This window comes from Pontibacter rugosus, from assembly GCF_042678745.1.
Classification (GTDB): Bacteria; Bacteroidota; Bacteroidia; order Cytophagales; family Hymenobacteraceae; genus Pontibacter; species Pontibacter rugosus.
In genome coordinates, this window is the sequence record NZ_JBHTLD010000032.1 from 1 (window position 1) to 12,430 (window position 12,430).

The 12,430-nt window shown below is 48.0% G+C and carries 12 protein-coding genes; 3 read left to right on the forward strand and 9 right to left on the reverse strand.

Features of this window, described 5'->3' with window-relative positions; genetic code table 11:
• Positions 1–334 precede the first annotated feature (334 nt).
• Complete coding sequence (locus tag ACFQ2O_RS05610) at positions 335–790, forward strand: phospholipase D-like domain-containing protein (protein WP_377523711.1); 456 nt, start codon at positions 335–337, stop codon at positions 788–790.
• 12 nt (positions 791–802) lie between these two features.
• On the opposite strand, the gene mug is transcribed toward ACFQ2O_RS05610, so the two are convergent.
• The 9 genes from mug to ACFQ2O_RS05655 form a co-directional block, all read right to left on the reverse strand.
• On the reverse strand, positions 803–1,348 hold the full coding sequence (gene mug, locus ACFQ2O_RS05615; protein WP_377523714.1) for a G/U mismatch-specific DNA glycosylase: 546 nt from the start codon (positions 1,346–1,348) through the stop codon (positions 803–805).
• Between the two features lie 123 nt (positions 1,349–1,471).
• Positions 1,472–1,927, reverse strand: coding sequence for an RrF2 family transcriptional regulator (locus ACFQ2O_RS05620; RefSeq protein ID WP_377523718.1), 456 nt, complete (start codon positions 1,925–1,927; stop codon positions 1,472–1,474).
• A gap of 40 nt (positions 1,928–1,967) precedes the next feature.
• Entirely contained in the window at positions 1,968–2,285 is a 318-nt protein-coding gene (locus ACFQ2O_RS05625) for a metal-sulfur cluster assembly factor (RefSeq protein ID WP_377523721.1), read from the reverse strand.
• A complete protein-coding gene (locus ACFQ2O_RS05630) occupies positions 2,266–3,573 on the reverse strand; it encodes a hypothetical protein (RefSeq protein ID WP_377523724.1) in 1,308 nt (435 codons plus the stop codon). The genes ACFQ2O_RS05625 and ACFQ2O_RS05630 overlap by 20 nt, the downstream gene beginning before the upstream one ends.
• Positions 3,570–4,394 carry a DUF2249 domain-containing protein gene (locus tag ACFQ2O_RS05635; RefSeq protein WP_377523727.1) on the reverse strand — a complete coding sequence of 275 codons (825 nt, stop codon included), beginning with the start codon at positions 4,392–4,394 and terminating at the stop codon, positions 3,570–3,572. The genes ACFQ2O_RS05630 and ACFQ2O_RS05635 overlap by 4 nt, the downstream gene beginning before the upstream one ends.
• A 2-nt stretch (positions 4,395–4,396) precedes the next feature.
• On the reverse strand, positions 4,397–4,900 hold the full coding sequence (locus ACFQ2O_RS05640) for a hemerythrin domain-containing protein (RefSeq protein WP_377523732.1): 504 nt from the start codon (positions 4,898–4,900) through the stop codon (positions 4,397–4,399).
• Positions 4,901–5,100: 200 nt separating this feature from the next.
• Positions 5,101–6,057 carry an iron-sulfur cluster repair di-iron protein gene (gene ric, locus ACFQ2O_RS05645; protein WP_377523735.1) on the reverse strand — a complete coding sequence of 319 codons (957 nt, stop codon included), beginning with the start codon at positions 6,055–6,057 and terminating at the stop codon, positions 5,101–5,103.
• Positions 6,058–6,674: 617 nt separating this feature from the next.
• On the reverse strand, positions 6,675–7,946 hold the full coding sequence (locus ACFQ2O_RS05650; protein WP_377523738.1) for a hypothetical protein: 1,272 nt from the start codon (positions 7,944–7,946) through the stop codon (positions 6,675–6,677).
• A 762-nt stretch (positions 7,947–8,708) separates the two neighbouring features.
• Complete coding sequence (locus ACFQ2O_RS05655; protein ID WP_377523742.1) at positions 8,709–10,457, reverse strand: ABC transporter ATP-binding protein; 1,749 nt, start codon at positions 10,455–10,457, stop codon at positions 8,709–8,711.
• A gap of 307 nt (positions 10,458–10,764) precedes the next feature.
• Between ACFQ2O_RS05655 and ACFQ2O_RS05660 the strand changes: the two genes are divergently transcribed.
• Together ACFQ2O_RS05660 and ACFQ2O_RS05665 are read left to right on the forward strand one after the other, a co-directional pair.
• Positions 10,765–11,136: a spore germination protein GerW family protein gene (locus ACFQ2O_RS05660; RefSeq protein WP_377523745.1), complete on the forward strand. Its 372-nt coding sequence runs from the start codon at positions 10,765–10,767 to the stop codon at positions 11,134–11,136.
• A 184-nt stretch (positions 11,137–11,320) separates the two neighbouring features.
• Positions 11,321–12,430, forward strand: coding sequence for an SGNH/GDSL hydrolase family protein (locus ACFQ2O_RS05665; RefSeq protein ID WP_377523749.1), 1,110 nt, complete (start codon positions 11,321–11,323; stop codon positions 12,428–12,430).

The window sequence follows — 12,430 nt, forward strand, 5'->3', positions numbered from 1 at the left end:
CTTTTAGCATATCACCAGCTACCTTTTCGGTAAAAACTATATGAAACTTCGTAAAAACTAAACCCTTCGATTAATTCATAAATTATTACATATTCGATTAACTTTTAAAGAGAAATATCTCAGAAGTAAGTAGAGGTTTGGCACTGAAACTGAAAGAGAGTGGTGTTATGGACTGAGCTAACTTATTGAGAAAAAAAGAAAGCTAGCATAATTAAAGGTTAAAGGTTTTAGAAGTAGCAGTGAAAGCACTACTTTAGTTATAGTACAGCTGTTGCAGCTAAGCCAGCGGGTGCAGCAACTTGGAAATTAAAGCTTATACTTAACCATCTATACTTTGGCCATACCACCAAACAGCGCTTACTTCAGCCCCGGCGGCGACTGTCTTCATGCTATCCTCGAAAGTATAAACAACGCTAGCCACTCGCTTAAGATCTGCGTTTTCACGATCAGCGACGACCGTATTTCAAGGGCTATTCAGGAAGCGCATCGGCGAGGAGTTAAGGTAAAGATCATAACAGATAATGAGAAACTGTATGATTTGGGCTCTGACATCAGAAGCCTTGCAGAAGCTGGACTGCCTATACGTGTAGACATCACGCACAACCACATGCACCACAAGTTTGCGATCATCGACAACCAAGCCATACTTACCGGCAGCTACAACTGGACCCGCAGCGCAGCCAATTATAACCACGAGAACGTACTGATCACCCACGACCGCGATACAGTGCTTGCCTACCGTAAGCAGTTTGATTTGCTGTGGGAAGAGATGGTGCCTTTTGAGGAATAGCAGTTTTTAGTTTTATCCCACATACGCCCGTAGCTCCCGGTATACTTCGGCCAAACGCCTCGGCGGGAAATGCGCGTTAAGACCGCTCGGATTAGGCAGCACCCATACTTGGGTTGTTCCAATCATTAAGTCCTGCAGCCCAACTCCCTTACATTTCTGCCCGAAGGCAGCCTGATAAACAGAGATACCCAGCAGCGCCAGCACCTGCGGTTTGTATTGAAGCACTTTCTGCGCTAATTGCTCCCCACCCTGCTTCAGCTCTTCTTTGCTCAGGTCGGCGGCAGCTACGGTAGCTCTATCCACTACATTGGTAATACCAAAGCCTAAGGATAAAAGCTCCTGCTGCTCTTCAGGCAGGAACAGCCTGGGTGTAAAACCAGAGGCGAAAAGTGTTGGCCAGAAGCGGTTGCCGGGGCGGGCAAAGTTATACTTTACCACAGCGGTATAAACGCTCGGGTTAATGCCGCAAAACAGCACTTTCAGGTTCGGGGTAATTACATCGGGTACAGTTTTACCTACGGCAGCTGCTAACTCTTCTTTGGTGGGTTTGTATGCCATTTGATCCCTCGTATATTCTGTTTCAGGCGATGCCTTACACGGGCTAAACGGAACATCTGGCAACATAGGTACAGCACGAGAGAAAGACTAATCTTTACGAGAGCTGTAATTACAGCATGAATGTTACTCTTCTGGGCCTACTTCGTGTACATTGGTGATGAAGTATTTTCCGGAGTTGATACCATCTACCAAATCCTGAACGGTTTTTGTGTTGAAGACTTTCAGCAAATGATCACGGTAGGCCTTAATATCGTTGTGAAGAGGACAAGGGTGTTTATCGGAGCATTCTTTCATACCCATGCCACACCTTTTAAAGGACTCCAGCCCATCTATGGTACGCACTATTTCTAGTATACTGATATCGCTGGCGGGCCGGTGCAGGAAGAACCCGCCTCCCGGTCCTTTTACAGAAGCAATTACACCTTTGCGCACCAGGTCCTGAAGAATCTTCCCCATAAAGTGGGCAGGCAACTCCAACTCCCGCGCAATCTCCTTTATTCCTACCTTATGGCCTACGGCATCATTCATACCAATGTACACAATGGCACGCAGGGCATATTCTGTTGTTTTTGATAACATGTAATCTGCTTCTAAGCTTGCTATACTTACGCTGGCGAAGTTATGCTTTCTGGCCCAGTTGCCGCAGCCCCTCCTCCGTTATTTTGTGGGGACTCCACACAGGTTGCCACACCAGTTCCACCTTCACCCTAAGGTTCGGAAAGCGCTTGAGCAGAATCTGCTCCGCCGCCATCACAATGGTATTGCTCATAGGGCAGCCGGGGGTTGTCAGGGTAAGCTCTACTGTTAGCTGCTCCTCCTCCAGCGTTACCTTATATACCAGCCCAAGGTCTACTATGTTTATACCTATTTCAGGGTCGATGATAAACTTAAGTGTTTCGAAGACCTCTAGGCCGAGGTCAGGTGCTTGCGTTTCCATAGGTAAAAGGTTTAAGGTGATGTACTTTATGTAAGAGCAGTTGAAACACATTTACTAAGTATAGCAGCGCTGTGAGTGTAAACGCAATGGCACCCGCTAGTATAACTTCCTGTTGCCGCAGCAGCACACCTGCCACAAGCAGTACAAATCCGATCAGGTAGCTAATGTTCTGCCAACGTAGCAACGCGTTACTGTATAAATCTTTAGGGAGCGGTGTTTTAAAGCGTCCCACGTAGTCTTCGTAAGCGTGCATCCAAACGATGAATGGCAGCGTCTTAAACGTTTGCCCAAGTATAAGTGCACTCACAAACCCTAAGAACATCGAAATGCCGTACACCAGGTAAACCGAAGAAAGCAGTTGCTGTGGCAGGGCAAGGTTGCTGCTCACCACAAACACCAGGGCAAGCGGCAATGCCAGCAGACCCAGCGTCACAAAAGTTTGCTTCATCCCAAGGTCCACCTTCTGGCGCTGCATAGCCGCCTTGGCATCATGCAAGTATAACAGGAACAGCACTATGCCAGCCGCTACCAACACGGCACAAAACACCAGTAGCCCTGCCCGTAGCGCCATATGGTCGAAGATAAATAGTACCAGTCCTGCGTTTATCAGGTTATAGCACCAGTTTAGCTTTTTTGCGCCCTCTACGTGTGCCAGCAAAAACATCGGGATCAGTTTAGCACCTACACCAATAATGAGCAACAGAAACCAACCTCCCATACCGATGTGCGCGTGCAGCTTAAGGTAGTGCACATGTTCTTCTGGCAAAAAAGGCATTGAAAAGTTTACCGCCATCAGTAAACCTACCAGGCCTGTAGCCAAAAGCCAGATAGCAGAAGTCACAATAAAATCTGCCTCTATCGTCCATTTTGGAGCTCTTCTGGCTGTTTGGATAACGTTTATGTTGAACAACAAAAATGCTATAAACAAACAGCAGGCCGCCAGGTGCATCACAAAACCTACTTCAAAATTCCAGAAGGCGTAAGCCAGCAGAACAGTGCCTGTGCCGAGCAATCCAAAAGTATAAAGTGCCAGCTTTTCAGAATATAGCTTGCCCTCCAGCACCACAGGCAGCAACTGGTAAAGGGCTCCGAAAATGATCATGGTAGCCCAACCGAGCACCGCCACATGCGTCAGCGTTAGCAGTTTGGGATGAAAATAATGCCCTCCAAAAGCATCGGTAGAGAAAAGCAGCAGCACACTCAGCGCCATAAACGCAAGCGCTGCAAAAGCATAGTGCGGCAACACCACCCATTTGCTCAGGGAATTGGAGATGGTAGCCGTGCTCATGGAGTTTTGTCTTTGTAGATAAGCAAGTATACTTTAGAAGGACTTGCCTTCTGGATAGCTATGGCAAAGCCTCTCTCCTTCAGCTGTGGCAGCAGAAACTGCGGCACCTGCCTATGCAGCACGTAAAGGGCTTTATCTTCCGGCAGCTGCTCCAGCTCCTGCAAGATGGTAGCCATTGGCTGTGGCATTTCCAGGTAACGCACATCAATTGCTTTAAATCGGCCTTCAAACAGCGTCAACTGTTCCTCAAAACTATTCTCCTGGCTCGTGCAGTCAGCCGCCTCAGCCACTTTGCCATTGCTTCGCCAAAAGTATGTATGTATCAGGTCCGGCTCCTGCTCCTGAGTATAGGCGCTGTACCCCTTTTTATCTAGAATGGTGATGAGCGGCGTTGGCTCGAATGAATTAATCAGCAGCAATGCACTACTCTCGTTCAGGCCATCTACCGCATCCATAATCTTCAGGAAAGGATCGTTTCCTATGGCAATGTCCTCACACACATCCAGTACATTTATATTTGCCTGTGGCAACTGTTTCAGAAAATCAGGCATGCCGCTTATACTTGTTTTTGCCTGTGCTACCTGCTCCGTTTTCTTGCTGCTGCAAGTGAAGCCAAGTGGAGCCAACTGTTTGTAAAAAGCCTCTACTTCACAGCCGCCAATGCGGGCTGCATCAGCTATGGTTACCCGCGAAGCAAGCAGTTTGCGCAGCAGGGGGTTGCGCAGCTTCTCAAAGTGCTTATTTATAGAGGCAATGGCTTCTATTGCCTTTTCATTTTCTTTGATCAGTGCTGCTATTTTTGTGTTGGCCGCTATTTCCATGGCTAATTTGCTTTTACTTTCACAGTCCAGAATTCTGGGGAGAAGCTGTCGGTACGTGGGGCGTGCCGGTGCTCCAGCAGCTTACCTGTTAATTTCAGATCGTCGGGGTGTGCCACACTTTGCAAGTAAGGGAAAAGCTCTCGCTCCTCCCAGCGTATATGCTCTTCCAGGTCCTGCTCCAGCACCCTGAACAGCTCCTTATTTTTCGGGCTGCCATCCTCCACAAGCGCAACCAGTGCATGTAGCAAGCGATGCTCCTCGCCCAGGCGCATGCGCACCGTACTATCCTTTTGCATTAGTCTTGCCAACACCCACTCTTCCTCCTCGCAATGTGGCTTCAGTATGTTTTCCCAGAAGTAGTGCACATACGCGCGCATCACCTCCAGGTCTGTTCCATTCTTCAGGCCCTGGCGCAGTTTCCAGCAGAACAGCAAACCAAAATGATGCTCTCTTGAGAGCGGCACCAAACTCTTATCTCGTTTCTGGGGCGTATTGCTCTTTCTCATGCTACTTTCTCTTTTAGGATCAGGATTTTTAGGATGACAAAGGATGGGCGGGATTGATTTAGTTATTAATGATTTCTTGTGATGTATCTCAGGTAAGGCGCTGCGCACAAACGAGATCAATTAACAATCATCAAATCATTTAAAATCAAAACAGAAAATCCTGCCCATCCATAAATCCAGTAAATCCTGATTCAGATCAATTACTTCAGTACTTCTTTCTCCAGCTCCAGCGCTTTCGGGAACAGGATGTTGTTTTCCAGATGGATGTGGCGGTGCAGATCTTCCTCAAACTCCTGCAGCTTTTTAAAGGCAACAGTATAAGTGGCGCAGGCATCGGCTGGTAGAGTGTAGTTATCCGTCAGTTCGCGGATAGCCTCCAGTTCATCGCCGGCTGCTTCATGCTCCATTTCCATCATGTTGATAGGATTTTGAATAGAGCCGAAAGCGGGTTTGTCCAATTTTATACCTTGCTTCTTCGCCTCATCCAGCTGCTTGATAAACGGGAACAGCACGCGCTCCTCTTTCGGCATGTGCGCCTCCAGCTCGTTGGCAACATTCACAAAATGCTTAGCTAATTCCAGCAGCTCCGGGTGATTCTTGCCGTGCACGCGGGCAATTTTGGTCGTGTACTCGTACAGGGCCGGAATCGCCTCTCGTACATACTTATGGTGCATGTTCACGATATAATCCGCCAGAAAAGGAAGTTCCCAGCTACCGAAGTCTGTTTCACGGCTTTCTGCTGCTGAAGTAACCTCCAACTCTCTTTCCAGGGCGTTTTGGTCCACGCCTTTCTCCTCACACACCTGCTTCACCGATTTTTTACCACCACAGCAGAAATCGATGCCATACTTCTTAAATACCTGCGCTTTGCGGAAATCCTTTGCCACCAGTTCGCCTACCGTCTCGCCTTCCTGCTGCGTTAGCTTGGATATCTTCACTTCCCATACTTCAGGCCCCTGCTCCAGGTACTCCCACTGAAAAGTGTTGCCACGCTCGCCGAGCAGCTGGTAGTAGAGCGGCTTCGGGTCGTGGTCGTTATGTATGATAAAAGCTTCGCCGCCATTGCGGGCATCAAACCACTCAAAAATGGTGGGGTGCTTCAGGCGTGGCTCCAGAAGCGTTACATCCAGTACTTCTATTGTCTGTGTAGTTTCCATGTTGACTTCTTTTATGTCTATCAGGTATAAATCACTGATGTAAAAGTATAAAGCGCACCACACAATAAAAGATGTAAAAGTCTTTTTATAGAATGATCTTCGTCATTCTTTTTCGGTTTGACAAACGGCAGTTTTAGGTATTCATTTTTCCTTTACTATCTATAAGCAACCTATCCTGCCGTATGACAAAGCATACACCTTCCCTTCCAAAAGGTATCTCCATCAACAGAAAGTTTACCTCCCCGCAGCAGTTGCCCTACAATGTTCCGCTACGAACTCCGCTCCTCTACCATTCGCAACCCTTCCGGCGATATGTTAGCAGAGCAAAACACTGCTGATGGAGCAGACGCAGCAGGTGCTGGCAAACATGATGGGTAATGCACCTATCCGCAATACCTGCGGCCACAATACCATTCGCTCCGGCACTTGCTACAAATGCCTGAACTGCGGCAACAGCCTAGGGTGCAGCTAAGAGCATGTTTACATTTCGTTTTTGCAAGCGAAAGCTGAATGGAAAGGATGAATTTTAAACGTGCTCTATGGAGTAAAACATAGAAGCAGCCCTTGCTGTATTTTTTAGGCCTTTTTGAACGAGTTTAACTTAATTGATGCTGTAGCTATTTCGCTACTTTGCCTTCTGAAAGACAAGCTTTTTCCCGCCGCACCTGCGCTACAAAAAACAGCAGTATACCAACAGGCAAACTGATGCTTAGACCGAAAAGTAATTTGTGATAAACAGGTATGGCTCCTACTCCTAACCAAAAGAAAATGCCCTGCAGAAATAGCAAAATTTCGGTTCCGACGAAGGCCGCCAGAAACATTCCCATCCCCCACCTACTCATACCTTGCTTAAAACTTACCCAACCTTGCTGTGCAAAAAACGCGAGCATAAATAAGCTGACGAAGCCAATCAACACCAGGTGCAGATAACCGATGATAAAGAAGCGCAGCCTGTAGACCAGGTTTGCCATGTATGGAGTAGCCGTTGCCAGTTGCATCAGGAATTTAGCTGTAAAAGCCATGCCAGCCAGTATAAGTATAAAGCGGCTCCAGTTGCCGAATAATGCCAGCACCTGCTTGTTTATCGGTTTTACAAGTAGAAGCAGCACGACTAAGCCAATCACTTGTGCCAGCGCAGCCGCTCCTCCGATTGCATATACCGCAGCGGCAGGTTTAGACCAGAGCACAGACAACAGGTAAGCAGGTAGGCAGGACCAGAACATCAATCGAAAAAAGAGCCTGCCATACTTAGGACTGAAGCTGAACTTGTAATGCTCCAGCAGCCAGAATAACAGCCCCAGCACCGTAAACGTAAACCAGCCATTATACTGAAAGTGCAGGTAAAAATAGATGGCGTTAAAGTATAACTCGCTACCGCTTTGGCCTGTCGCCATGATTGGCCCCATTGCCCACGGCCCCAGCGACGACAGCACCAGGAAAAATAGCGCCGCCTTCACGAAAGCATAGGAGAGTTGATGCTTTCCTATGCTCAACTTTGCTGCTTTTCCATCCTTTAGAAACTGCAAAGCAAACCAGTAGCTCAGCAGGATATGCGCCGTAGAAAAAAAGATAGAAACCGCCCCATAGCCTTGCACCGGAAAACTAAGCAGCATCCCCAGCACCGCCCCTTGCGATAGCCAAAACTGCCAGGTATAGGTCTTCTTTTGTTGTAATTCCGGAGGTAAGAAAAATGCCACCAGCGCCACAAAAACAGCAGAGTATAGCCAGCCCAGTAACGCCACGTGTGAGTGGCCGTGCAACAGGTAATTATGGTTGATGCCAGCCACTGGTGCCACGAACATCCACCGCAGCAGCAGCCCCAGAAAAGCTACCACTACCAGGTTGAACAGCGCCACCAGCAGCCAGTTTCGTTTTGACTGTATATTCATTTTGTCTTCGTCTTCTCTATCAACGGGACTGCAAGTGTAGGGAAAGGGAAGTTAGTATAAAATGATGCCTGTCATTACTGTTAAGGTATTGTTCCTAATGATGTTATTTAGGTATAACTTCCTCCTCTGGCGCAGGTCTTCAGACTTATTTCTTACTATAATGTCGAGTTTGCAACTCTACTGGCTTGTAAAGCCACACTTACAGTTGATATTCAAAACAGCTTTTCTGGCGCAAGCGTCCGCTTGTGGTTGTGGTTGTGCCTACCTCTGCTAACCGTAGGTCATACTTCCTCGCTGGCGCTAGCTTGCAGCTAATGCCTGTTATGGCTCTACTGGTTCGCAGAGCCATACCTGTACAGCTTTGGCCATACTCCCATGACCACTATTCTCCGCAGCTTGAAATGAACTATCCTTTCTAGCCACTGCTGCCGGAGCTTAATCCAATTCCCCTCCTCGGAGGGGCTGGGGTGGGTTAACCTGAATAGTCTTAACTATAGAGCCTATTCTTTAAAAGTAGCAGTAAGCAAATCCAACCATCACTGACCTCTCCTTAGCCAAGGAGGGGAACCTGTAGATGTCATTTTAAAAGTATAAGTTTTATAGCTAAAGTATCGTGCGTACAGGTTGCGGCCTATCCTTACAAACCCTCTATACCAAAAGCCTTGGCTACTGACTTTACAGGAACTATAGATGCTACATCGCAACAAAGCGCGCATTTACTTATGCTTATCCCATTCTACTTCATACTCAACCTTATCGCCTTTAAATCCTGGCTTGGTAAGTATACAACTGGTAATACCTCCCCTGCTGCTCCAACAGCTCTTCATGTTTGCCTTGTTCGGTTATGTTACCTTGCTCTATCACCAAAATCTGATCGGCCTGGCGAATGGTGCTGAGGCGGTGGGCGATGACGAAGGTGGTACGGCCCTGCATCAGCGTTTTAAGGCTGGCCTGTATCAGGCTTTCGCTTTCGGTATCGAGGTTAGAGGTGGCTTCGTCCAGGATCAGGATGCGCGGGTCGGCAAGTATGGCGCGGGCAATGGCAATGCGCTGCCGCTGCCCTCCTGATAGCTTCACGCCTCGTTCTCCGATTAATGTATTTAGTCCATCCTCAAACCGATCGGTAAATTCCTGCACGTGTGCGGCTTTCACAGCTTGCTGCACCTGTTCTTCGGTAGCGTCCGGACGCGGGAACATGATATTCTCCCTGATTGTGCCCTCAAACAGGAAATCATCCTGTAGCACTACCCCCAGCTTACTTCTGTAGCTTTGCAGGCTGATGGTTTGCAGGTCGTGGCCGTCTACGGTAATGGTACCGCTGTCAGGGTTCAGGAAAGAGGCAGCTAAGCCTGCGATGGTGGTTTTACCGGAACCAGACGTGCCCACCAGCGCAGTAACGGAACCAGCAGGTGCCTTAAAGCTGATAGCTTTCACCACATCTTTCCCCGTTTCATAGGCAAAGGAAACTTTGTCAAATACAATGTCGCCATGTATGTGGTCGAGCTGCAGCGTTCTGTGCTCACCCTCGCTCTCTAAGGGCATATTCAGAATTTCTTCGGTACGATCAAGCCCGGCAAAAGCTTCTGTAAACTGGCTCCCGATATTGCTCATCTGCACAATAGGCGCAATCAGAAAGCCCAGATACAACGTAAAAGCCAGGAAATCGCCGAAGGTCAATTGATCGTTCATGATCAGGTAACCACCTATACCCATAATGCCTGCCGAGGCAAAGCCCAACAGCAGTGTGGCCGCAGAAGTCACCAGACTGGTGGTAACCAAACTTTGTTTTACGTTCAGAAACAGCCGGTTCACACCTGCCTCAAATATCTTGATTTCCTGCGCCTCCGCGTTAAAGCCTTTTATTACCCGAACGCCACCCAATGTTTCGGTTAGCCTGCCCGTTACCTGCGCATTAATGAGGCCGCGCTCCCGGAAGATTGGCCGTATTTTACCGAAAGCTTTCAGGGAAATAAGTCCGAAAATTGCCACCGGGATCAAGACAAACAACGTCATGAGTGGGCTGATGTAAATAAGCAGCACCAAACAGATAAGAGAGGTAAGTACACCGCCTATCATCTGGGCAAAGCCGGTGCCCACCAGGTTCCGCACCCCTTCCACATCCGTCATAATGCGCGATACCAGTTCGCCGGTTTTAGTGTTATCAAAAAAACGAATGGGCAGCTGAATAATATGTCGCTGCACTTTAGCCCGCAGCTGCGAAATCAGGTGCTGCGCCTCTACGCTCAGTATCTGCGTCAGGGCAAAGGAGGTTACGGCTTGTATCACAATTGATGCGACAACTGCCAGAATCAGCCACTTCAGCATGGTAAAATCACCATTCGGAATCACGTCGTCGATCAGGTATTTACTCGCACCAGGCAATATCAGTCCCGCCAGGCGACTTATCACGATCAGCACCAGTCCAACTGATAAGTATTTTTTTCGAGGCCAGATAATTGTTTTGAATACCTGACCAAGCGTTACGTTATTAAGCTTTTTTGATTTCGACATGCATGTATAACCTATACTTGTACTTCCTGTTTAGTTTGATTTAGTAAAGCGCTGTGCTGGTTGCGCGCTTTAGAACTTCTACTTACTACTTTATTCTAAGTGTCTTCCGTATCTTTACTTGGCTGCAACACCTGCTTCTCGCTCAGGAGCATGAAGGTAGGCTAAATTAGTTTAACACCGTTTGTTTGTAGCAGCGTATGGAGCAGTATACTTCAATTTGCGTAACACTTATACTTGCACTTGGAACGAAGGCTTGAACTTCCGCAAGGGCAAGCTTACACTTAAACACTTATAAAAACCTAATCTAATGGAAAACGATAACATATCCGGAAATACGGCACATCCCACCATTACAGAAAAGCTGGCTGAGAAATTTGGCAAGGCTGCCCATGTTTCTACAATTTATGGGGAGCCGGTTGAGCGGGATGGACTTACGGTTATACCTGTATCGAAAGCAATATATGGTTTTGGTGGCGGCCAAGGTGGAAAAGCAGATGCAGAAGGCTCTGGCGGTGGCGGTGGTATGGTAGTGATGCCAGTGGGCTATATAGAAATGAAACAGGGAGAGACGAAATTCCGCACCATCCGCGACCCGCAATCGATTGTAAAAATTGTGGCTATCGGAAGTATAGCTACGCTGCTCATTGCCCGAAGCATCACAAAAATTTTCCGAAAGTAGAGGACATCGCATTATTTTAAAGCCAATATGGTACTATTAGCGCACCAAAGCATACACCCTGTTTTTTAATTATCATCGCGTAAGCATGCTATAATCGATTGTAATCTGGCTTTCAATTTGTAAACTGCTTATAGGCGAAGACGCTGGAATTTGCTATTCTTGTATAAGCTCTCCTTCATTTTCTATGAAACTTAGACACACCTCTCTTCTTGCTGCGCTTTGCCTGCTGTGCTTTAGCTGTAGCTCACTTAAAGATACTGTTGCTGAAAAAAGCGAATTACCGGCTACGGCGCTAAAGCCCTATGGCAGAACGATGGTAAACGATGCGCAACAGCTGGAGTTAATCACCTCTGCCGCGCATTTTGGGTACACATTTGAGGGAACCGAAAGTCAGGTTTTCGCTTCCGTACCCGATGCCGGAACGCACGGCTACCTGCAGTACGAAGTAGACGGGGAATACCAGAAAAGAGTAAAAATAGCTCCCAACGCCACAGCGCCTATCCTTATAACAGCACCGGCAGCGGGCAAGCACACGGTTTGGGTGTACAAAGCCACGGAAGCACATACTGGCCCGATTATGATTGAGAAAATAACCGGGGAAAACATAGCGATTGTACAGAAACCCAATGCTCCGCTTATTGAATTTATCGGAAACAGTATTACCAGCGGTGCTGCTGCCGACCCGTCGGAGGTGCCCTGCAACACGGCCGCGTACCACGACCAGCATAACGCCTACATGGCCTACGGCCCACGGGTTGCCAGAGCGCTGGGTGCGGACTTTGTGCTAAGCAGCGTGAGCGGCATTGGCATTTACCGCAACTGGAACAGCGATGGCCCCACCATGCCCCAGGTGTATGAGAAAATTGATTTTCAGGAGAACACCTCCGACCGCTGGAACTTTGACACGGCTACGCCAGAGGTAGTCAGTATTGCGCTAGGCACTAACGACTTTAGCATGGGCGATGGCAAGAGAGAACGCCTGCCCTTCGACAGCACACAGTTTGTGAACAACTACATCCAATTTGTGCAGCAGGTGAAGGCCCAATACCCACAGGCTCAGATAGCCCTGCTGAGCAGTCCGATGGTGAATGGCCGCAACGGTACAACTTTGGAAAATAGTATTTCAGCCGTTAAAGCCAAGATTGATGCGCTTTATCCTTCTGACAAACCTGTGGCTTTACACTTTTTCCAGCCAATGCAGGCAAGCGGCTGCACCGGGCACCCAAGCGTGGAAGACCATGCCGTGATGGCAAATGAACTGAAGCCGTTTTTCAGGAAGCTACTGGCGCAGTAG

Bases quoted from the DNA above. Each gene is read 5' to 3' on its own strand.
- ACFQ2O_RS05635 (WP_377523727.1), bottom strand. From the start codon at position 4,394: ATGGAAATAGCGGCCAACACAAAAATAGCAGCACTGATCAAAGAAAAT.
- mug (WP_377523714.1), bottom strand. From the start codon at position 1,348: ATGGCATACAAACCCACCAAAGAAGAGTTAGCAGCTGCCGTAGGTAAA.
- ACFQ2O_RS05625 (WP_377523721.1), bottom strand. From the start codon at position 2,285: ATGGAAACGCAAGCACCTGACCTCGGCCTAGAGGTCTTCGAAACACTT.
- ACFQ2O_RS05650 (WP_377523738.1), bottom strand. From the start codon at position 7,946: ATGAATATACAGTCAAAACGAAACTGGCTGCTGGTGGCGCTGTTCAAC.
- ACFQ2O_RS05655 (WP_377523742.1), bottom strand. From the start codon at position 10,457: ATGTCGAAATCAAAAAAGCTTAATAACGTAACGCTTGGTCAGGTATTC.
- ACFQ2O_RS05640 (WP_377523732.1), bottom strand. From the start codon at position 4,900: ATGAGAAAGAGCAATACGCCCCAGAAACGAGATAAGAGTTTGGTGCCG.
- ric (WP_377523735.1), bottom strand. From the start codon at position 6,057: ATGGAAACTACACAGACAATAGAAGTACTGGATGTAACGCTTCTGGAG.
- ACFQ2O_RS05620 (WP_377523718.1), bottom strand. From the start codon at position 1,927: ATGTTATCAAAAACAACAGAATATGCCCTGCGTGCCATTGTGTACATT.
- ACFQ2O_RS05660 (WP_377523745.1), top strand. From the start codon at position 10,765: ATGGAAAACGATAACATATCCGGAAATACGGCACATCCCACCATTACA.
- ACFQ2O_RS05665 (WP_377523749.1), top strand. From the start codon at position 11,321: ATGAAACTTAGACACACCTCTCTTCTTGCTGCGCTTTGCCTGCTGTGC.
- ACFQ2O_RS05630 (WP_377523724.1), bottom strand. From the start codon at position 3,573: ATGAGCACGGCTACCATCTCCAATTCCCTGAGCAAATGGGTGGTGTTG.